The 22,644-nt window shown below is 38.2% G+C and carries 20 protein-coding genes; 10 read left to right on the top strand and 10 right to left on the bottom strand.

All coding sequences use genetic code 11. The features are described from left to right. The first annotated feature begins 86 nt into the window (after positions 1 to 86). The 9 genes from AOLE_RS05105 to AOLE_RS05065 all read left to right on the top strand — a co-directional run bounded on the left by AOLE_RS05105 (position 87) and on the right by AOLE_RS05065 (position 7,631). The gene (locus AOLE_RS05105; protein WP_005307290.1) at positions 87 to 458 is read left to right on the top strand and encodes an MCR_0457 family protein; all 372 of its coding nucleotides are present in this window, start codon (positions 87 to 89) and stop codon (positions 456 to 458) included. A 152-nt stretch (positions 459 to 610) separates the two neighbouring features. After that, a complete protein-coding gene (locus AOLE_RS05100) occupies positions 611 to 1,033 on the top strand; it encodes an MCR_0457 family protein (RefSeq protein WP_004790891.1) in 423 nt (140 codons plus the stop codon). A gap of 126 nt (positions 1,034 to 1,159) precedes the next feature. After that, a complete protein-coding gene (gene dacC, locus AOLE_RS05095) occupies positions 1,160 to 2,308 on the top strand; it encodes a D-alanyl-D-alanine carboxypeptidase PBP5/6 (RefSeq protein ID WP_005307294.1) in 1,149 nt (382 codons plus the stop codon). 90 nt (positions 2,309 to 2,398) lie between these two features. Then, positions 2,399 to 2,950, top strand: a complete 552-nt coding sequence (locus tag AOLE_RS05090; protein ID WP_013197148.1) for a gamma carbonic anhydrase family protein — start codon at positions 2,399 to 2,401, stop codon at positions 2,948 to 2,950. Positions 2,951 to 3,094: 144 nt separating this feature from the next. Then, positions 3,095 to 3,583, top strand: coding sequence for an NUDIX hydrolase (locus AOLE_RS05085; protein WP_005307298.1), 489 nt, complete (start codon positions 3,095 to 3,097; stop codon positions 3,581 to 3,583). A 4-nt stretch (positions 3,584 to 3,587) separates the two neighbouring features. After that, a complete protein-coding gene (gene mnmA, locus AOLE_RS05080; RefSeq protein ID WP_005307300.1) occupies positions 3,588 to 4,721 on the top strand; it encodes a tRNA 2-thiouridine(34) synthase MnmA in 1,134 nt (377 codons plus the stop codon). Between the two features lie 13 nt (positions 4,722 to 4,734). Next, a complete protein-coding gene (gene hflD / locus AOLE_RS05075) occupies positions 4,735 to 5,466 on the top strand; it encodes a high frequency lysogenization protein HflD (RefSeq protein WP_004643577.1) in 732 nt (243 codons plus the stop codon). A gap of 55 nt (positions 5,467 to 5,521) precedes the next feature. Further along, complete coding sequence (purB, locus tag AOLE_RS05070; RefSeq protein ID WP_013197147.1) at positions 5,522 to 6,910, top strand: adenylosuccinate lyase; 1,389 nt, start codon at positions 5,522 to 5,524, stop codon at positions 6,908 to 6,910. 82 nt (positions 6,911 to 6,992) lie between these two features. After that, positions 6,993 to 7,631 (top strand): DUF2238 domain-containing protein, encoded by a 639-nt coding sequence (locus tag AOLE_RS05065; RefSeq protein WP_013197146.1) that lies wholly within the window; start codon positions 6,993 to 6,995, stop codon positions 7,629 to 7,631. 40 nt (positions 7,632 to 7,671) lie between these two features. Here AOLE_RS05065 and blp2 read toward each other — a convergent pair whose 3' ends face one another. The 9 genes from blp2 to AOLE_RS05020 form a co-directional block, all read right to left on the bottom strand. Continuing rightward, positions 7,672 to 9,870, bottom strand: coding sequence for an Ig-like repeat protein Blp2 (gene blp2 / locus AOLE_RS05060; RefSeq protein WP_013197145.1), 2,199 nt, complete (start codon positions 9,868 to 9,870; stop codon positions 7,672 to 7,674). A gap of 245 nt (positions 9,871 to 10,115) precedes the next feature. Then, entirely contained in the window at positions 10,116 to 10,733 is a 618-nt protein-coding gene (locus tag AOLE_RS05055; protein WP_013197144.1) for a cytochrome b/b6 domain-containing protein, read from the bottom strand. Positions 10,734 to 10,870: 137 nt separating this feature from the next. Beyond that, a complete protein-coding gene (gene sohB, locus AOLE_RS05050; RefSeq protein ID WP_005307305.1) occupies positions 10,871 to 11,833 on the bottom strand; it encodes a protease SohB in 963 nt (320 codons plus the stop codon). Positions 11,834 to 11,979: 146 nt separating this feature from the next. After that, on the bottom strand, positions 11,980 to 12,882 hold the full coding sequence (gene pstB / locus AOLE_RS05045) for a phosphate ABC transporter ATP-binding protein PstB (protein ID WP_005307307.1): 903 nt from the start codon (positions 12,880 to 12,882) through the stop codon (positions 11,980 to 11,982). 13 nt (positions 12,883 to 12,895) lie between these two features. Continuing rightward, positions 12,896 to 14,293 (bottom strand): phosphate ABC transporter permease PstA, encoded by a 1,398-nt coding sequence (pstA, locus tag AOLE_RS05040; RefSeq protein WP_004790867.1) that lies wholly within the window; start codon positions 14,291 to 14,293, stop codon positions 12,896 to 12,898. Continuing rightward, positions 14,290 to 15,669 (bottom strand): phosphate ABC transporter permease subunit PstC, encoded by a 1,380-nt coding sequence (gene pstC / locus AOLE_RS05035; protein WP_005307309.1) that lies wholly within the window; start codon positions 15,667 to 15,669, stop codon positions 14,290 to 14,292. The genes pstA and pstC overlap by 4 nt, the downstream gene beginning before the upstream one ends. A 99-nt stretch (positions 15,670 to 15,768) precedes the next feature. Beyond that, on the bottom strand, positions 15,769 to 16,800 hold the full coding sequence (locus AOLE_RS05030) for a substrate-binding domain-containing protein (protein ID WP_013197143.1): 1,032 nt from the start codon (positions 16,798 to 16,800) through the stop codon (positions 15,769 to 15,771). 476 nt (positions 16,801 to 17,276) lie between these two features. Beyond that, positions 17,277 to 18,656 carry an amino acid permease gene (locus tag AOLE_RS05025; RefSeq protein ID WP_013197142.1) on the bottom strand — a complete coding sequence of 460 codons (1,380 nt, stop codon included), beginning with the start codon at positions 18,654 to 18,656 and terminating at the stop codon, positions 17,277 to 17,279. Between the two features lie 140 nt (positions 18,657 to 18,796). Next, a complete protein-coding gene (locus tag AOLE_RS05020; RefSeq protein ID WP_013197141.1) occupies positions 18,797 to 20,518 on the bottom strand; it encodes an alpha-keto acid decarboxylase family protein in 1,722 nt (573 codons plus the stop codon). A 134-nt stretch (positions 20,519 to 20,652) separates the two neighbouring features. Here AOLE_RS05020 and AOLE_RS05015 point away from each other — a divergent pair, with 134 nt between their 5' ends. Beyond that, entirely contained in the window at positions 20,653 to 21,138 is a 486-nt protein-coding gene (locus AOLE_RS05015) for an Lrp/AsnC family transcriptional regulator (protein WP_004643588.1), read from the top strand. 70 nt (positions 21,139 to 21,208) lie between these two features. Here AOLE_RS05015 and AOLE_RS05010 read toward each other — a convergent pair whose 3' ends face one another. Next, positions 21,209 to 22,639, bottom strand: a complete 1,431-nt coding sequence (locus AOLE_RS05010) for an aldehyde dehydrogenase family protein (RefSeq protein ID WP_013197140.1) — start codon at positions 22,637 to 22,639, stop codon at positions 21,209 to 21,211. Positions 22,640 to 22,644 lie beyond the last annotated feature (5 nt).

Below are 22,644 nucleotides of genomic sequence, written 5' to 3'. Positions count from 1 at the left end.
CAAATAAACCTAAAGGTTTTCACAATTGAATTATTTGTTGAATTATATATATTTATGCCTCCATAGCATTATAAAATTGTGAAAAAATGAAAACTTTTGCTCCTTTTTTTCAGGTATTGGGGATCAGTATCACATTGTGTACGCAAGCGGTTTTTGCAGATGAGGATATCTCAACACAAGAAGCTGATAGCTTAATTAAAGATGATATTGCGGCAACGCAAGTCTTACAGGAAATTTGTCCAGCTTTCGTAGGGACAAATAAAAAACTTGAGTCAAATACTCAAAAAATTATCACAACGTATCTTCAAGGGTATTCGAATAAATCAATTACCCTCTCTGCTCTACAAAATGATGCAGAGTTTAAAACCCTGTTAAATGAAGCACGTCAAGCTTCAAAACAAATGGACCATCATGAGCAACACGAACTCTGTGAAGAGATCGTCAACTATAAAGAATAGGTTTTTGCTCGTTTAGGGTAGAAGTTTATTTACTGAGGTTTTCTGCTTGTTATTAAGCAGAAAACCAACATAACAATACATTTTTTCCATTTTTTTAACCTGTAAATTGGTTAAGCTATCGACATATTTAAAAATTTTATTTTGGGTTATCGATGTTTATGAAGAAAAGCTTAGTTCAATCGCTCTCTTTGGTTTTACTTATGAGCATGGCAACAGTTGGTTTTGCTGCTGATAAGAAGAAAACAGCTGAAAAGAAAACCGAAAATGAAAATGTTGTTGAAGTAACTCCACAGCAAACTATAACTCCTGAAGAATTAGCTGCAATTCAAGTACTTTCTGAAATTTGCCCAAGCCTTATTGGCAAAAAAGATGCTGATTTTGCTCAAGGTTATGAACGTTTAGTAAAAGACTATTTGCCAAATGAAGCCGATCCAGTTGCAGCTTTAGAGAAACGTGCTAAAGACAAAAGTTTCAAGAAAGTCCTAAAAGAAGCGCGTAATGATGCAAAAGCTGCTGGTAACGAGCAAAACACATTAGTTTGTCAAGACGTGAAAGCTTATCAATCGCAAAACTAAATTAGTAAAAAACTCTTGAGTTACAATACTGTTTGAAAAAGCCGACTTCCCCCATAGAAGTCGGCTTTGCTTTATCCTAAAATGCTAGGTTCTTCTGCTTCATACAAGATATTGGAATTACCTAGAATGACTCGAAAAAGCGCTATTGCTGCACTCCTCCTCTTACCAAGTTTTTCTTATGCAGCAACTGTCTTATCAGCTCCGCCAGAATTAAATAATAAGTCTTATGTATTAATGGATTATGAGACAGGACAAATTCTCGCTTCTAAAAATGAAAACGAAAAGCTTGCACCTGCTTCAATGACAAAAATGATGACAAGCTACATCATTGAACAAAAATTATTAAAAGGTGAACTGACTGAAAATGAGCAGGTTCGTATGAACGAGTCTGCATGGTGTAAAGGAAGCAGCTCTGAATCATGTATGTATGTTCCTTTAAATGGTACAGCAACTGTTCTAGAAATGCTTCGCGGTATCATTATCCAATCAGGTAATGATGCATCAAAAGCAATGGCTGAACATATTGCCGGAAATGAAGGCACGTTTGCTCACATGATGAATCAGGAAGCAAAACGTATCGGTATGACAAATACCCAGTTCATTAACTCAACTGGTTTACCGGCAGAAGGTCATTATTCAACAGCTAAAGATATGGCTGTTTTAGCGCAACATATTATTAAAGACAGCTCAAGATATTACCCAATCTACTCTGAAAAAGAATTTACGTTTAACGGTATTAAACAAGGTAACCGTAATGCCTTGCTTTACACAGACCCAAGCGTAGATGGTTTAAAAACAGGTCATACAGATGAAGCGGGTTACTGCTTAACAACTTCAAGCAAACGTGGTCCGATGCGTCTCATTTCCGTTATTTTCGGAACGGATAGCGTAAATGAACGTGCTAACCAAACACGTACATTATTGTCTTGGGGCTTTGCAAACTTTGAAACTGCAAATATTCAACCAGCCAATCAAGTTCTTGCAAAAGCAAAAGTATGGTTTGGTAAAGAAGATGAAGTTCAAATTGGTCTGGCTGAAAACTTTAGTGTGACTATGCCTAAAGGCAAAGCTAACGGTATTAAAACACAGTTAGTTGTTCAACCTAACTTAAATGCACCGCTTCAAAAAGGCCAAGTTGTGGGCAAACTTGTTGCTAGCCTTGACGGCAAAGTAATTGCTGAAAAGCCATTAGTTGCATTAAAACCAGTTGAAGAAGCAGGATTCTTTGCACGCTTAATCGACCATGTTAAACAATTCTTCAGCAACTTATTCTAATTTTTGAATAGTTGAATTAAGCACTCATGCTATTTAGCCTGAGTGCTTTTTTATTTTATAATTCTTCTAAATTTTATTTTGATACTACTCATGGCAAAGAACATACGTCCTTATCTTGAACACCGTCCTCAAGTTGATACAACATGTTATGTTGATGACATGGCTATTGTAGTCGGTGAAGTTAGCTTAGCTGAAAATGTTTCTGTCTGGCCTTTTGCCGTCATTCGTGGTGACGTAAATAGTATTCAAATTGGTAAAAACAGTAATGTACAAGACCATTGTATGTTGCACGTTAGCCATAAAAATGATGCAAAACCTAATGGCTCACCTCTTATTATTGGTGAAGATGTGACAGTTGGACATCATGTGACTTTGCATGGCTGTACCATTGGCAACCGAGTTTTAATCGGAATCAATACTGTTATTTTAGATGATGTGATTATTGAAGATGATGTAATGATTGGTGCAGGAAGTTTAGTTCCACCACGTAAAGTCTTAAAAAGTGGTTATCTATATGTAGGAAGCCCTGTACAACAAGTGCGACCACTAACCGAAAAAGAATTAGCGTTTCTTCCTTATTCGGCAAGACATTATGTAAAAGTACAAAATAATCATAAAGCGGCTCAAACAGAGCAAGATTAATTAGCTCTATGAAATATCAGCAATAAAATTCTGATTTTTTAAACGATATGGTTTTGTAGTATTGCTCATATCGTTTAGCAGATCACCATAGCCAAAAACCCCTAAATTTCGTATCATACGTCTTTTAAATCATGGTGCTTTTTTATGGCCGCATGGACTCCTCATGTCACTGTTGCTACAGTCGTAGAAAAAGACGGACGCTATCTTTTTGTTGAAGAACATAGCGAGGGTTTTGTACACACAGTATTTAACCAACCTGCTGGTCATGTGGAATGCGGTGAGTCATTAACTCAAGCAGCCATTCGAGAAACACTTGAAGAAACAGGTCATCATGTTGAAATTGATGCCTTGCTTGGTATTTATACATATACCCCGCCCATGTTTCCGGATCGCACCTATTACCGCTTTTGTTTTCTAGCACATGTGACTCAAGTTGAAAATAATCCTCAACTCGATACTGGTATTGTAGCTGCTGTATGGATGACACCAGATGAGCTCAAAGAATCTGCTCGTGCTCGTAGTCCACTCGTACTCAAAGCAGTTGAAGATGCCATGAAAGGTCACCATTATCCTTTATCGCTTATTTATGAGCACCCTTTCTCTCCCTCATTAACTTCTCATTTGGATGCCTAGTCCTATGCAACAACGTGTCATCGTCGGTATGTCTGGTGGTGTAGACTCTTCTGTTTCTGCAGCACTTTTACTTCAACAAGGATATCAAGTTGAAGGTCTTTTCATGAAGAACTGGGAGGAAGACGACGGCACGGAATACTGTACGGCAATGGAAGATTTAGCCGATGCTCAAGCAGTAGCAGATAAAATCGGTATTAAACTCCACACAGCAAACTTTGCTATGGAATATTGGGACCGTGTGTTTGAACTTTTCTTAGCTGAATATGCAGCTGGACGCACCCCAAACCCAGATATTTTATGTAATAAAGAAATTAAGTTCCGTGCATTTTTAGATCATGCCATGACTTTAGGTGCAGACTTTATCGCGACTGGTCATTATGCTCGCCGTGGTGAAACTGCATACAACTCGAAAGGTGAAGCATACGCACCGTTATTACGTGGTGTAGACAATAACAAAGACCAAACTTATTTCTTGCATGCTGTGCATGGTAAAGAAATTAACAAGACCCTATTTCCAGTAGGTGAGATTGAAAAACCAGAAGTCCGCAGAATTGCTGAAGAACTTGATCTTGCTACAGCCAAGAAAAAAGACTCTACAGGAATCTGTTTTATTGGCGAACGTCGATTTAATGACTTCCTTAAACAATATTTGCCCGCTCAACCTGGAAAAATTGTACTTGATACAGGTAAAGAAGTTGGTGAACATCACGGTCTGATGTACTATACGCTCGGTCAACGTGGCGGAATTGGTCTAGGTGGTTTGAAAGGTGCAGCAGAAGGTGCATGGTTCGTACTACATAAAGATATTGCCAATAATCGCCTCGTTATTGGTCAGGGACATGAACACCCCCTCATGCAAAGCACACAGCTTTGGAGTGAGTCAATTGACTGGGTGGCTGGTGAACAGAATATTCCTGTTGAAGGTTTACGCTGTACAGCTAAAACACGCTATCGCCAACCTGATCAGGCATGTACAGTTTTTATTGATGAAAATAGTGAACACGGTGTACGAGTTGAGTTTGATGAACCTCAGCGTGCTGTTACACCGGGTCAAAGCGTTGTATTTTATTCAGATGAAGTTTGCTTAGGCGGGGGTGTCATTCACCATACAAATGCCCCTACACCAAATTTTATTTAAGGGAATGAATGACATGGTGGAGTTACCATTTCAACAATCACAAGCCTTGAATGTTCGCCAAAACCGTGCCCTTGCCTTGGCGGGGGTATTTCAGGCTACCCAGCTCACGCACATGACAGCTTTAACGGGTCAGCAGAGTATTGGTGAAAGTGGTAACTTCTATTTTGAGCTGTTAATCAAAGCGAGTTTAAATATTCGCCCTACAGTCAACAATGGTGTTCAAACATTAGATTTTTTTAATCAGTTGGCAGATATTTCTTTGGGGCTTAAAACCCTCGAAAATTGTATTACTCAACCTTTTACAAACATGCCTAAATCTCGCCTTCCAAAAATGGGCACTGCCAAGCTTCCAATGTCATATGCGATGTCTCTTTTGCAATTAGAAAAGAAGGTCTATAGCAATCCTGAATACGTTGCAATTATTGAAAAAGCTCAGCAAAAGATTTTAAAACAGCTTTCTTTTTTTGATAATAATTACTTACACCCAAGCATTTTAGCCAATTTGGCTCAAACTTATGTTGATACTGCTGGGCAGATTAACCCTCGCATTCTCGTTCGTGGTAATGCAGAAGCATTTAAAGATACCAACCATACTAACCGCATCCGTGCTTGTCTGTTTACTGGCTTACAAATGGCCCATTTATGGCGACAACTCGGTGGTAGTTCGTGGAACATGATTTTTAGCAAACGTAAATTGCTACAGGATATTCAGGCACTTGCTCGTTTACAGTATCAAGTCATCTAAGGCTGTAAAGAGATTATTTTTTGTTTTATGTTTATTCCAACATTAAGGAATCGTTATGAACGCTTTAACCGCACTATCACCATTAGATGGACGTTATGCCAGCAAATGTGATGCGCTACGCCCTTTTCTTTCTGAGTTTGGTTTAATTCATGCTCGTGTCACTGTAGAAGTGCGTTGGTTACAAGCACTTTCTAACCGTCCAGAAATTGTTGAAGTTGCTCCTTTTTCAAATGAAACAAATGCAGCTTTAGATGCAATTGTTAGCAACTTTTCTGAAGAAGATGCTAACCGCATTAAAGAAATTGAGCGTACAACTAACCATGATGTAAAAGCTGTTGAATATTTCTTAAAAGAGAAAATCGCAAGTATCGCTGAATTACAAAATGCAGGTGAATTCATTCACTTTGCATGTACTTCAGAAGACATCAATAACTTGTCTCATGCACTTATGCTTAAAAACGGCCGCGAAGTTTTAGTATCAAGCATGAAGCAAATTTTAAATGCGATCTCTACTTTAGCAACAGCTCACGCTGAACAACCAATGTTGTCTCGTACACACGGTCAAACTGCAAGCCCAACAACTTTGGGTAAAGAAATGGCGAACGTTGCATACCGTTTAGCTCGCCAAATTAAACAGTTTGAAAATGTTGAGCTACTCGGCAAAATCAATGGTGCTGTAGGTAACTACAATGCTCACCTTTCAGCTTACCCAGATGTTGACTGGGCTGCACATGCTCAAGCATTTGTTGAATCTTTAGGTTTAACATTCAACCCGTACACGACACAAATCGAACCACATGACTACATGGCAGAGTTGTTTGATGCGTTACGTCGCTTTAATACGATTTTAATCGACTTTAACCGTGACGTATGGGGTTACATTTCTTTAGGTTACTTCAAACAAAGATTGAAAGATGGTGAAGTTGGTTCTTCAACTATGCCACACAAAGTTAACCCAATTGACTTTGAAAACTCTGAAGGTAACTTAGGTATTGCGAATGCTGTATTGGCACACTTAGGCGAAAAATTACCAATTTCTCGCTGGCAGCGTGACTTAACTGACTCTACTGTACTTCGTAATATGGGTGTTGGTTTTGCGCAAAGTTTAATTGCTTTTGATGCGTGTTTAAAAGGTGTTGGTAAACTTGAGCTCAATGCAAACCGTTTACTTGAAGATCTTGATCAAGCTCAAGAAGTTTTAGCAGAGCCAATTCAAACTGTTATGCGTCGTTATAACGTTGAAAAACCATATGAAAAGTTAAAAGCATTAACTCGTGGTCAAGCAATGACTCGCGACATGATGGTTAACTTCGTAAATGGCGATGAACTTTCTCAAGTACCAAGCGAAGAGCGCGCACGTTTAGCTGAACTTACTCCTGCAACTTACACAGGTAATGCAGCTGAACAAGCTAAACAAATTAACGATTTAATTAGCAAAATCTAATTAAAAACTTCATAAAAAGCGGAGCTTCGGCTTCGCTTTTTTATTACACTGATATAAAGCACAATAAAGTTATATTTCTAAAATGATCGAAAAACAATTCAAACTTAAACACTATATTGCTCTTGGCATTATTTTTATTGCCATCATATTGTCTGGCATTCAGCCCCTTGAATTTGAAGCTTATTTACTTCATCAGGTGGGTACAATTTTTATGTTAGTCCTCTTATTTATTATTTTTAAAAAGATTGGTCTCGATTATTTAAGTTTTACTTTCTATTTAGGTTTTTTGCTCATCCATATTATCGGTGCACACTACCTGTACTCATATGTTCCATACAATGACTGGATTCAACAGATATTCAATTTTAATCTAGATCAATACATGGGATGGTCTCGTAACATGTATGATCGTTTAGTTCATCTTGCCTATGGAGTTTTACTCTACCCTCTTATTTATCGAGTTTTTCAAGTTTGGTTACCGACAGCTCGACCTTTTACTCTGTTTTTACTTGTGATCCAATTCGTCATGGCATCTAGTGTCTTTTATGAACTCATTGAGTGGGTAATTGCGATTGGCTTATCGCCAGAGCAAGCCGAAAATTATAATGGCCAACAAGGCGACATGTGGGATGCCCATAAAGATATGTTATTAGCAACGATCGGTGCAATTCTCTATGGATTCGTAGCTCTTATAAAAACACCTAAAATAAATAATTCATAAATAAAAAAAGCGCTCAATGAGCGCTTTTTTTAAAAATTTTTTAGACGACTGAATAAGTTTGATCTAACAGATTTGATAAATCTGAAGAAGTCGTATTTGGTAGAGGCTGTTCTAGATTCGTTGTGACATCACTCGCTGTATTATTTACTTCGCTCTGCTCATTCACTACAGGTTTAGAGTCTGTTGCAGATAAAATTTTTGCGATTGGGTCAGAAGCATCCGTTGAAGAACTTTTTAATAAATCATCTAATGCCACAGATTTTTGCTGCTGACTAGTCGTTTCATTGGTTGTAGTTTGCGCTAACTTTAATGTATTTAATCCGACACTATCCGCCACAGAAGGAACCACTTCATTTACATCACTACTGACAACTTCACTCGTACTCGCCACTTTTGGTGCGACGACATAAAAGGTAAATGGTGAACTCACTTCACTCGTCAGCCCAGCTACATCTGTTTGCACGAAAGTAATCGTATGTTTACCAATGGCTAAATCTTTATCAAGCATAAATGACCAATATTTATTTGCATCTACTTGACCAACTTTAAGAATGGAAATTGCGACTCCATTATCATAAATAGTTAAGGTTGCGTTAGCTTCAACTTGAACAGTAAATTTTGGTTTAGCATCATCGGTTTCAGAACCTGCTGTAATTGCTCCTTTTAGAGGCCCTACATCATCATCTAAACCTCTTAACACAGGCTTAGCAGGCGGAATCGTATCTTTATCACTCCCAACAATTTCCAGCGCAGTAGATTTATTTCCAGAACTATCGGTTGCTATTACTGAACCTTTTAAGCTATCGGTTAAAGCAGGAGAAATCGCGATTGTAAATTTTCCATTCGCATCTGCTGTTCCAGTACCAATAACCTTATCTGCTGAGTTTTTGATTTCTATTTTTGCATTGGGCTCAGCTGTACCAGTAACTGAAGTTCCGTCTGCATTCACTTGAGCTGTAGGTTTATCTGGCGCTATGGTGTCATAGCCAGAAGTGACTTCTAAAGGCTTAGATTTATTCCCTGCTGCATCTTCAACAATGATTGTCGCCTTTTGTGATTCTTTTAAGGCAGAAGAAAGCGTAATTTGAAACTCACCTTGCGCATTTGCCGTACCAGTTCCAATGACTTTACCATCAGGATCTTTTATCTGAACTTTTGCATTAGCCTCTGTTTTTCCTTCAACCACTGTTCCTTCTTTATTTACTTCAATTAAAGGAGCTGCTGGCGGAATAGTATCTTTACCTGCAAAAATGGGTGTTGCTTCAGATTTATTTCCGGCAGCATCCTGAGCAATGACTTTACCACCAGCTTCACTCGTCAAAGGTGGAGTTAGCTTTAAAGAAAAGATTCCTTCTGAGTTTGCTTTTACAGTTCCTAATAATGTTCCGCTAGCATCATAGACATTTACAGTAGCATTCGCTTCAGTTTTACCATCTAAGATCGAACCATCTTCATTTAATTGAGCCTGAGGAGCATCTGGCGCAATTGTGTCTTTAGTACCAGTTACAAGACCTGGTTTAGAAATATTACCCGCAGCATCCTCAGCTAAAATATTTAATTTATTTCCATTTGCTAAAGGCTTATCGAGTTTAATTGTAAAATTACCACTTGCATCTGCAACACCCGTTGCGACCGTATTACCAGCAGCATCTTTAATATAAATTTTTGCATTTGCTTCTGCTTTACCAGTAACCGTAACGGTATCATCGGCAACAGTAGCAGTCGGTGCAGCAGGTGCCAAGATATCTACAGGTCCTGAAGAATCATCTTTGTCATCTTTATCAAAAGCCCACAAATATAAACCTTCAGCAGCTAAAACTGCTAAACCAGCTTTTAACACATTACCCATCGAAAACGTTGGAGAATCATCAACCGCTATTGTTGAAGCTGGTTGGCTAGTGCTTGTATAGGCTAAATCTGTGACATGGTTTAAACCTGTATAGTCGATCACCTTACCTTGTGCGTCGAATTGGGCTTCAACAAATTTTCCGTGTTCAGTCGGAAAAACAAGTGAATGGTCTGTTGTATTTGTTGCTTCATTAAAGAAATTTTCTAAAACAAGGGTTTCACCATTTTTTAAATGGATGATAAGACTTCCACCTTGCTTTTCCATCGATGCTATATCTTTTTGACTTACACCAATTTGAATGATTGCTGGTTGGTTTAAAACCACTTTATTGAGCTGACCATCTTGTAGAACGTCCAAACCCTCTTTGGATGCCACAATTATTCTTGTCATTATTTCCTATCCTGAATTTCAGTTATATTTTTAAATGTCTAACTTTTTAAATGATTCATCTAAAAGCTATTTTATTGCTGTTTAAAATATCAAAACCATGTGTTTATCACAATTCAAAAAGCATGTTTATCAATAATTATTTTTGACTTTTAATTAAAATATCTATTTCTCATAAAACTCATATCAAGCTTAAATTTCACCGTGTTCGAGTATTTACTAAATCTCTCATATATTAAGGCTATCATTTACATTCGTAAGTAAAAGAAGCTAAAAGTACCTATCAGAATCAAAAGAAATAAAGCAGCAAATTTAGTTATTTTCGCATCTAACAAGGTCATTTTTAGCATACTCCAGCCCTGAAAACGTTTTGCAAAAATGCTATTTAGAATAAGAGTTGAAACATGCAATAAAACCAAAGCTAGAAACAAGTTTGCAAAAAATTCGTGTAGGTCTTTCAAAGAAAAATTAACATGTTCAGTCGCATACCCTAGCCCCACCACAATTGGAATCACGAGAAATATAAGTACAATTGAAGTTTGAAAAAGTGCAATACTGATTGAATGAATTGAATTTTTAGAAAAAATACTCTTAAAGTTTGAATGACTTAAGGATTTTTTGACCGCATTTATCGCTATGTTACTTCGCTTTTTAATACCGAACGGTGTTGTACTTGAAATACGTGGACTCAAAAAATGCCAGATCACTCGCGCAGTAATACTAATAAGAAGTACGTAACCAAACATCATATGGACTTGGTGCAGATCTTCATTGTCTCCTGTGAAGTAAGCACCAATAAAACCAAGCATAATAATGATATGTAAAATACGTATGAGAAGATCAATGTGTGGCCATGTTTTTGACATCACAAAAACTCAGAAGTGAAAAGTTAACTATAACTTTTACAATTGAAACTTAAACAAATATTAATCAAATTTCTTTCATCACTCACATAAAAAAAGAGCACCCTTACAGGCACTCTCTTTTTCAAAATTTAGCTTAATTAAAATCTAGTATCACGCATTTGTACTAAGGTTGAATTGGCTTTGGCCAAAGTGTCTGCAACTTTATTCATTACAGCCGGAATCAAGCTATCTGCCATTTGAGCCGCCTGTAAACCTAACTTTTCGCCTAAGGTCGCTTTCTTACGTGTATTAATCACATAAACATCATGTTGTGGTAATAACGCTAATAGATACTCATCAGATGTTTGTAATTTATCAACAAGGTTTAGCTCTAGCGCATCTTCACCATACCAATGCTCACCTGTTGCCACTTTATCAACATTAAGTTGTGGACGGTACTTTTCTACAAAGTGTTTAAATAACACATGAGTTTGTTGAAGCTCTTCTTCGAACTTAGCTTTACCTTCAGGGGTATTTTCACCAAACATCGTGACAGTACGCTTATATTGCCCTGCTGTGTAAAGCTCGAAATCTACATTGTGTTGTTTTAAAAGACGGTTAAAGTTTGGAACTTGAGCAACCACACCAATTGAACCAACAATAGCAAACGGCGCTGCAATAATTTCATTTGCAATACATGCCATCATGTAGCCGCCACTTGCTGCTACTTTGTCTACGCAAATCGTCAAATGGAAGCCTGCATCGCGTAAGCGTACCAATTGAGCTGCTGCTAGACCATAGCCATGTACCATGCCACCCGGGCTTTCAAGGCGAACGACAACACGGTCACGACCTGCTTTAGCAGTTGCTAAAATGAGGGTTATTTCTTCTCGTATATTTTCAACTGCTGAAGCTTGAATATCACCCTTAAAATCTAAAACAAAGATTTTTTGATTATTTTTACGGCGAATTTTAGCTTCTTTAGCAAGTTGTTGAGCCAATTGTAAAAGTTCTAAACGGCTTGCAGTTGTTTGTGCAATTTTTTTTCTCTGTTCATTTACACGTGCATTTAAATGACTCACACGTATTTCTGCAGGGAGTTTAGGCAAATGGAATAACATAAAATTCTAAGCTCATAAGTTATCTTTTATAGCCTTAAGATGTGGTCGTTTTGATTAAAATTCAATAGCGTTTTTGCAAAATAGAGTCATTTTCATTTATAAAATAAAAAAAGAGCACATGGCTCTTTTTTTATATGGATGACTAATTAACCGAATCGTCCAGTAATATAAGCTTCCGTCAACTGGTGGTCAGGTTGAGTAAAGACTTTTTCAGTTGAGTTAACTTCAATCAAATCACCTAAATGGAAATAAGCAGTACGATCAGATACACGTGCCGCTTGTTGCATTGAGTGAGTCACAATAACAATTGTATATTGCGTTGATAATTCAGAAATTAATTCTTCGATTTTTGCTGTTGCGATTGGGTCAAGCGCAGAACATGGCTCATCCATCAAAATCACTTCTGGACTTACTGCAATCGTACGAGCAATACATAAACGTTGTTGCTGACCACCTGATAAACCAGTACCCGGTTGATTCAAACGGTCCTTCACTTCGTCCCATAGACCCGCTTTACGTAAGCTATTTTCAACAATTTCTTCAAGATCATATTTATCGCGCGCTAGACCGTGAAGTTTAGGGCCGTAAGCCACGTTATCAAAAATAGTTTTAGGGAACGGGTTTGGCTTTTGGAATACCATACCAACCTGAGCACGTAATAATACGACATCAAGGTTTGGATCATAAATATTGTGGTTATCGAGTGTAATTTTACCTGTCACACGGCAACCATCAATGGTGTCATTCATACGATTTATCGTACGAAGAAAGGTAGATTTACCACAACCTGACGGTCCAATAAAAGCAATAACTTCGTTCTTGTAAATATCGAGGTCAATACCTTTAATCGCTTCAAAATCACCATAATAAACATGGGCATCTTGTGCACTAATTTTGATTTCGGTTGAGTTCTGCTTTTTTGAAGTTTGTGGTTCAAAATGCGAAACATACGAAGTGCCATGATTCTGCGATTTATCTGTAAATTGAGATTGTTCAGTGTTCACTAACTTATCCTTTTCTAAGGAATTCGTAATATCAATAGTATTCATTATTTATCCTCTATTACCAACGCACTTCGAACTTTTTACGTAACCAAATTGCAAGACTGTTTAGACCAATCATTAGTGCAAGTAGTACGATAATCGCAGCGGCAGTACGGCCTTCGAAGAAGTTACGCAACTCATTACCTTGCCATAAGTAAACTTGGACAGGTAATGCAGTTGATTGATCAAATGGTGTTGCTGGAATACTTGCAACGAATGCACTCATTCCAATTAAAAGTAAAGGTGCAGTTTCACCAAGCGCATGAGCAACACCAATAATTGAGCCGGTCATAATGCCTGGTAAAGCTAATGGTAAAACGTGGTGGAAAATGGTCTGGAACTTAGAAGCTCCCAAACCAAGTGCGGCTTGTCGAATAGAAGGTGGCACTGCTTTTAATGAAGCACGCGTAGTAATAATGACTGTTGGTAATGTCATCAAACTTAAAACTAAACCACCGACTAGCGGAGCCGATAAAGGTAAATGCATCCAGCCAATAAAAATTGCCGCACCGAGTAAACCAAACACAATTGAAGGAACAGCAGCAAGGTTATTGATGTTAACTTCAATAATGTCTGTGACAATATTCTTTGGAGCAAATTCTTCAAGATAGATTGCGCTGGCAACACCAATTGGAATCGCAATAATGATCACAATCAGCATCATGAATAATGAACCCATAAATGCGCCAGCAAGACCACTAATTGCTGGTGAACTACGAGAGTCCGGATTCTTAAACAAGTTCAAATTGAACGTATTTTCAAGAACACCTTTTGCTTTTAGTTCATCCGCAAGTTTACGTACTTCTGGTTCAAGTTGTTGCTGATCATCTGGCAATGAACGGTCAATATTACCTTTTAACCAGACATCAACATTGGCATCGCCCAAGAAATTAATATTTTCTTTTTTACCAATGAGTGATGGGTCTGCAAAAACCATGTCACGTAAACGATAAGCCTCTGAACTTGCATAAAGACTACTTAAGTAATCACGCTCACTAGCAAGTGCAGGATCTTTGGCAATCATTCCATTTACAATAATGCCATCCCAATCCACCATACCCATTTTAGTTTGCCAATCGACATAACGCTCTTGGTAATGAGCAGGTGTTTCACCTTGAGTACGTACAGGTACTGGACCTGCATCAATTACTTTCGGATCGAAGTAAATTGGAACATTCATGCTCGTTTGCCAAAAAGCAGGTAAACCTTTTGCCAAAATACTGCTAAACAATAGCGCTACGAATGCAAGACCAATAACAACTGCCGATAAACCAGCAAAACGGAAAGCTTTTTCTTTACGGTGACGTTTAGCCAATGACTTTTCAATCACTTTTTTACGGCGATCACGTGCTTGAGCAGCAGCTTGTGGATCAAATACGTTCTGATCCATAGGAGACGATGTATTTGATGTACTCATTCGTATTGCTCACGGTATTTACGCACAATGTACAGTGCAACAATGTTTAAACATAAGGTAATCACAAAGAGTGTCAGACCTAACGCGAATGCAACCAAAGCTTGTGGGCTGGCGAAGTCAGTATCACCAGTTAACTGTTTTACGATCGTAACGGTCACTGTCGAAACAGCTTCAAATGGATTTGCATGTAAAAGTGGACTGTTCCCTGCTGCCAAAACCACAATCATGGTTTCCCCTACGGCACGAGAGACAGCTAATAAAAAGGCACCAGTAATACCCGGTAACGCAGCAGGTAAAACGACTTGACGAATTGTTTCTGACTTAGTTGCTCCAAGTCCTAAAGAACCGTCACGTAAGGCACGAGGTACTTGGGTAATAATGTCGTCTGATAAAGAAGAAACAAACGGAATAATCATAATCCCCATCACGAAACCAGCAGTTAAAGCACTGGTCGCGTTAATTTCAAGACCAACGTAAGCACCAGCTGTCTTGAAAAATGGTCCAATAATCATCATGGCAAACACACCATAAACAATTGTTGGAATACCCGCTAAAACTTCAATTGTTGGTTTTGCCCACGAGCGTAACCACGGGGAAGCATATTCAGCTAAATAAATGGCAATCATTAATCCAATGGGTACGGCAACTAATAAAGCAATGCCGCTGACCATGAGTGTGCCCCAGAGTAATGGCAATAAACCATAACTACCTTCTGCATTACCCGAAGTACTAAAGCCTGGGTTCCACTCTGTCCCGAAGAAGAAATCAAGCGGGCTTACAAAACGGAAGAAGTGCATTGCTTCGCCAAACATCGACATCACAATACCGATGGTTGTTAAAATCGCAACACCAGAACATAAAATCAAAGCAACATTAATTGCACGTTCAACTTGGTTACGTGCACGATATTGTTGATTAATCTTTTTCTTTGCCCACACTAAACCTAATAAAGCTGCACAAACTACAACAGCAAATTTGGCAAAAGAGCCGATGGTTTGAAATTTTGCGAACTGTTGTGCAGCAGCTAATTCATAGGCTGCTGGCTTATCACTTACCCCAAAACCTGAAGCAATCGCTTGAACACGATCAATCAAGACACTTCTGCCAGCTTCATCAAGTGAGGCACTTACAGATGCAGGAATATTATTAAAGATAATGTGATTTAAAATACTTGGTTCAACCAAGCTCCAAATGATCAAAATTAAAAAAGCAGGGATACCGCACCAAAGACCAACCAGTGCACCATAATAACCAGGACGAGAATGTAATGTCGCCGAGTTGCTTCCCTTACCTGCTAGGCTACGGCTCTTTCTCAGCCCAAGTTGATATGCGATTGCCACAAGGGCTAACAACACACCGATAAGTAGCAGATTCATGTACTCTCCACTGTTTTCTCAATTGTCATAATTTGGAAAAACAAGTTAGACAAAAAGGCTGATGAACTCTCAAGATCACCAGCCCCTATTCAAACTAACTTATTTAACAGTTTTACCTGCTTTAAAGTCAGCCAATACTTTTGCACGTTCAGCATCAGACATTGCGATTAAGCCATCACGTTCAGCTTTAGAGCCTTTACCTGTTGCTTTTTTGCTTACGAAATATTCTACATATTGTGGTAAGCCTTTAACTGATTTTAAATGTTCGCCTTTCACGTAGAAGAATAATGGACGAGACACAGGATATGTACCGTTCAATACAGTTTTCTCAGATGGAACAACGTTATTTACAGTTGCTACACGTAACTTGTCACGGTTCATATCATAGAAACTTAAACCAAACACGCCTACTGCACTTGGAGAAGTCTTTAAGCGAGCTAGAGTTTCTGTATAGTCACCAGCAATTTCAATTACACGGCCATCTTTACGGAAAGTAGAACATGCTTTCTTCTGAGCATCTTTATCTAAGTTCTTGAAGTATTCATACGCTTCACAACCAGCATCAACCATTTTCTCTTGGAAAACTTCACGAGTACCGTGGTTAGATGCAGGAATTACAAGAGTAATTGGTTCATTTGGAAGTGATTTATCAATCTGGTTCCAGTTTGTATATGGGTTTGGAACCAATTTACCATTTGAAGGTAATTGTGCAGCTAAAGCAGCAAACACATGGTAAGGTTTTAATTTATAAGCTGCTTTGTGTGAGTTAGACGCAAATACGATACCGTCGTAACCAATTTTGATTTCTTGAATTTGTTTTACACCAGCTTTGTTACAAGCTTCAATTTCAGTGCTTTTAATTTTACGAGAAGCGTTAGCAACGTCGATTGTGTTATCGCCAACACCTTGACAGAATTGTTTCAAACCAGCAGAAGAACCGCCAGAACCAACTACAGGAGTTTTAAATTGAGGAAATGTATTACCAAACTCTTCAGCTACAACGCTGGCAAATGGTAGTACAGTTGAAGAACCAGCAATTTGAATCGTATCACGAGCTGCATTTGCAGTCGTTGTTACAGCTGCCCCAGTTACTGCTAACGCAATTGCGATTTGACGTGGATTTAAGCGCATTCTGTTCTCTCTCATTAATGCAATAGGTTGTACGTCACTTTTTGTTGAGTGCTTGTACGCTCTTCGATAGCTGCATTGTGAATAGAAAATATGACAATTAAGTTACAGTATGATGACGCTTTAATGATTTCGATATTGTTAATTGTCACATTATTATTTTTTATCTTTTATCAAATATTTAATTCAATCTGAGTGGATATTTTACTCTGTATATTAGTCTTTATTATGACACTGATTAAAAATATAGATTTTAAGTATTCATAAAATATAAAACCAAAAGATATTATAATTATTTTAAAAATCGATAATTTAACTGTATTTTTACTTTTACTACTAAAAATAATTTTATTACTAAAATTCTGATCAAAAATTACGATAGATAATAATTTCTTTGTAACATGAAAATAATATGACAAAAGATAAAGGGTTACCTACCGTATGTAAGGTAACCGCAATATCGTTGTAAATTTAGTGGATTAATTCGATTGCACTTCTGGCATTGCGACCATTTTTCTGCGGTATTTGAAGAAATACATCAGCGCTAAAACAGCAAGCCAGATTGGACCCAAAATAACGGCCAATCTCATATCAGGCGTCATTGCCATAATAATAAGAATAAAGCATACAAAGCTAATGGTTAAGTAATTACTCCATGGACTCATAATGCTTTGGAACTTAGTTTGGCGGCGTTGTAATTTCATTGCTTTGGTAAATTTCAAATGTGTGACTGAAATCATGAGCCAGTTAATAACAAGTGCAGCTACAACAAGCATCATAAAGAGCTGAAAGGCTTGTCCAGGAATCAGGTAATTTACGACCACACATATTGCTGTGATTGATGCAGAAACAACTGCTGCTGGAACTGGAATACCACGGCTATTTACTTTTTTCAAAATTGCCGGAGCATTGCCCTGCTCTGCTAAGCCATGCAACATACGGCTATTACAATAAATACAGCTGTTATAAACTGAAATAGCAGCAATTAAGACTACAAAGTTTAGAACATTCGCAACACCATTACTGTTTAATGACTGGAAAATCATGACAAATGGGCTACCGCCTTCTGCCACCATATTCCAAGGGTAAAGGCACAGTAAGATCCCAATAGCACCGATGTAAAAAATTAAAATACGATAAACAATTTGGTTCACTGCTTTTGGAATAGTGGTTTCAGGTTTTTTCGTTTCAGCAGCAGCAATACCAATAAGTTCTAGACCACCAAATGCAAACATAATAACGGCTAAAGCCATGACAAAACCGTGAATCCCATGCGGGAAGAAACCACCGTGTTGCCATAAATTTGCAATACCTGCTTGCGGACCAGCCGAACCTGTAAATAAGAGATAAGTACCAAAACCAATCATGCTTAAAATTGCAACAATCTTAATGCAGGAAAATAAGAATTCGGATTCCCCAAAAAAGCGAACATTCACCAAGTTAATGCCGTTAATTAAAATAAAGAAAAATAAAGCAGTCAGCCATGTCGGAATTTCAGGCCACCAAAACTGAATGAAGGTTCCAATTGCACTGAGTTCAGCCATACTTACCAGCACATACAACACCCAGTAATTCCAGCCAGACATAAAACCAGCCATTTTGCCCCAATACTTGTTCGCAAAATAACTAAAAGAACCACTTACTGGTTCCTCAACAACCATTTCACCTAAATGACGCATAATTAAGAAAGCGATAATTCCAGCAATTGCATATCCTAATAAAATTGAAGGACCTGCCAGTTTAATCGTTTGAGAAAGACCTAAGAATAACCCTGTTCCGATCGCACCTCCTAACGCGATGAGTTGAATATGCCGATTGGATAAGCCTTGTTTTAACTCGTGCTTATTGTTTGCATCCATAACATTATCTCCAATGTTGGTGTCACTTCCTGTACACCTTTATTCAGCACCATATCCGAAGGCCAGAAACCGACCTTCGGAAATACGTTTGTTTTAATATGAGTCCATTTAATTTTAAGAAGACTTGTCCTATCTTCTATTTAAAAAGAGCTTGCATCCTTACATTTAATAGGCTGGGAACGCTCCTTTAAAATTTCGTAGCCACGATCGCCGTAATCAAAACGCGCGATGACTGAAGCAAATTTTTTCAAACTTACTGGCGCATCCATTGCTGGTAGTTTTAATTCAATAAAAGTTAACTGATCATTTAAATGAACATTCTCTAAAACACTTCTAAGCTGTCCGGCAGTTTCAACCACATAGGTCGTATGGCCTTTTTTACCGTTAAATACCGCAGGAATTTCGGTGTATTTCCAGTTTTGCACGTCGTTATAGGCTGCGTTTTCACCCATAATTAAGCGCTCAATGGTGTAGCCGCCATTGTTCAGTAAGAAAATAATAGGTTTTAAACCGTGACGAATAATTGTAGAAAGCTCTTGTACCGTAAGCTGGAAAGAACCATCGCCAATAAACAAAATTTGACGGCGTTCTGGAGCAGCCAACAAGCTACCAAGTAAAGCTGGCAAGGTATAACCGATTGAACCCCAAAGCGGCTGAGCAATATATTTAGCTGTAGCAGGAAGTTTTAAACCGGACAAAGCTGAGTTTGAAGTTCCTACCTCACCAATAATCACATCATCTTCTTTTAAGAAACCTGCAATATAGTTCCAAAGCACATCTTGGCTTAGCTTTTGTTGAGCTGGGGCTTCAATTACTTTCTGTGGCTGTTTTTCAAGAAAAGGCATTGACGATTTACGTGGTGCAACTTTTTTATTTAGCTCAACAAGTAACTGTCCAATTTCAATACCTGGAAAATCCTGACCAAAAATGTTCAGACCATAAGATTTAATTTCAATGTAATTCTTGGTCTCAATTTGATGAGTAAATACAGCTGAGCCTACATCTGTAAAACGTGCACCAATACCTATTAGGCAGTCAGATTGCTCAATAATATTTTTCACATGCGGTTGGCTTGCCCCACCTACATAAGTTCCAATATAACGAGGTGAGCCTTCATCCATAATATTTTTTGCAGTATTCATACCCGCAAATGGAATTGAGCATTTTTGAGATAAATCATTTAAAAGTGAAGTTACACCAAAAACTGAAGCTTCATTGTCAATAAGAAGTGCTGGACTTTTTGCATTGTTCAAAATGTCACAAAGTTTGCTTACCACACTTTGCAATAAGTCTGGTTCAACAGATGGATAACTTAAATCAAGTGGGCGGTCAGTAACTTCAATTTTAACGTGAGTAATATCTCCCGCTAACTGGATGTGCACAGGGCGACGTTCAAGGAAACACTGACGTAATACACGATCAATTTCAAAAGCTGCATTTGCAGGAGTTAAACGTGTTTGAGCAACTGTGAACTCTTTCATACAGTTCATAATATTGTCGTAATTACCATCGACAAGCGTATGGTGAATTAAAGTGCCCTTTTGAACTGCATGTAAAGGCGGAATACCTGAGATATGAATAAGAGGTACATTTTCTGCATATGCACCTGCAATGCCATTAATCGCGCTTAAATCACCTACACCATAAGTAGTTGCTAAGGCAGAAAAACCGTTAATTCGTGCATAACCATCTGCTGCATAGGCAGCATTTAATTCATTACAATTTCCGATAAATTCGAGTTCCGGATCTGCTTCAACTTGTTCGAGATATGAGAGGTTAAAATCACCAGGTACACCAAAAAGATGTTGGATACCCATTTGTTTTAAACGAAGATTTAAAAAGTCACCGATTTCTATGAACATTGCTCTATATCCTTTGAGACCAATTTTTATTCCATAGAAAAATAATATTTCATCTACCTTTTAGATTTCGTGCATAATGAAAACGCATTTTAATAAAAATACATGATTTGTGTATCATAAAAGGATTTTATGCAATGGATAAGTTCGACTGGCAAATCATTCAGGCACTACAAAAGAATGGACGGCTCACCAATCAGGAAGTTGGAGATTTAATCGGTTTATCTGCTTCTCAATGTTCTAGAAGAAGACAGCTACTTGAGCAAAAAGGCATAATTTTAGGTTATACAGCCCGTATCCAGCAACAAGCTCTAGGGCTGGAAGTCACAGCGATGATTCACATTAATTTAAGAACACACGAGGCAAAATCTCAGCAGGCATTTCAAGAACTTATTGAAGCAGAAGATAACATTCAAGATGCATTTTCAATTAGTGGCGATGCGGATTTTATTTTAAAAGTCGTTGCTGAAAACTTAGAACAGCTTTCTCAATTTGTAACCGAAAGATTGCTTTCTTATAATTTTATTGGTCACATAAAGTCTTACATTGTTCTGAAAAAAATCAAAGAACAGAATCATTTTTTAATCAAACCTAAAGGTCACGGTTACCATCACACGACTTAAGCAGATTAATATTTAATAAGATAATTTAAAATAAAAAAGGCGGATCTATCATCCGCCTTAGAATTAATATTTAGACTTTACTGATATGGACTGTTTGCCCGATCGTATTTTCAAGTAAACCTTCTAAACCAAACTCAGCACCTAATCCTGACATTTTCCAGCCACCAAAAGGTGCATGAGGCAGGACTTCTGCATGGGTATTAATCCAAACAGTACCGCATTGAAGCTGAGTCGCATAAGTTTGAGCAGCTTGAATATCAGAAGACCAAATTGAACCACCCAAACCAAACTCGCTGTCATTAGCACGGGCAATTGCATCGTTGATATCTGTATATTTTAAAACAGGCAACACTGGACCAAATTGCTCTTCTTGTACCACGCGGCAAGAGTCAGAAACTTCAGTCAAAATAGTGGGCGCAATAAAGTAGCCCTGCTCTGGTAAGTGCTGGTGACCAGAAAGCGCTTTTGCACCCTGCTCTATGGCTTCAGCAATAAGCGCTTTCACTTTGTTATATTGCATTTGATTTTGTACCGGACCAAACGTTGTAGAAGACTCCATTCCACCACCCACAACTTGAGCATTGGCAATGTCAGCTAACTTTTGAGATAGAGCTTCATATTGGCTTTCATGTACATATAAACGTTTTAACGCCGCGCACGTTTGACCAGCGTTCAAGAATGCCATATTAAAAATCTTAGCTGCAATTTCATCGATATTTGCATCTGGCAATACAATACCAGCGTCATTACCGCCAAGCTCTAATGTTAAATGTTTTAACTGTTGAGCTGCACCAGCCATAATATGTTGACCAGTTCGAGTTGAACCCGTAAACACGACTTTTTGTACATCTGGATGAGAAGATAATGCTTCACCAATCTCACCTGCACCTACCACAATTGAAATAACACCCGCTGGAACTTCTTGCTGAATGATTTCACATAGACGCAAAGTTGATAGCGGTGTGTATTCAGAAGGTTTGCTAATAACAACGTTACCCGCGCGTAAAGCAGGCATGATATGCCAAACTGCAATCATGAGGGGCCAGTTCCACGGAGTAATTGAAGCCACTACACCTAATGGTTGGCGATGACGTTCAATACGCTTGGTTTCACTGTCTTCAATTACTTCAACAGGTAAATCCATAGCAGCGGCATAGCGAGTCCAACCAATTGCACCCTGCACTTCCATTTGCGCGAGTGCCAGTGGTTTACCTTGCTCCAGCACAACCAGCTCTGCAAGCATTTCAGCGTGCTTTTCAATACCATCTGCAATTTTGTTTAAAATTGATTTACGTTCATCATGTGAAACTTGTTGCCAAGCTTTAGAGGCTTGTTTAGCTGTACTCACTGCTTGATTCACCTGCTCAACCGATGCTTTTGCACAGCGTGCGGCTGTTAGACCTGTAGCAGGGTTAATAACTTCTAGTTCACCCTGTTCACCTGAACAAGATTGACCGTTAATAATCAGTTTAAATTCATTAAGCACATTAACTTGTTGCATTTCTT

Source organism: Acinetobacter oleivorans DR1 (genome assembly GCF_000196795.1).
GTDB classification, from domain to species: domain Bacteria; phylum Pseudomonadota; class Gammaproteobacteria; order Pseudomonadales; family Moraxellaceae; genus Acinetobacter; species Acinetobacter oleivorans.
Note: the sequence above shows the minus strand (reverse complement) of the source record. Positions and strands in the feature narration are given on the sequence as shown.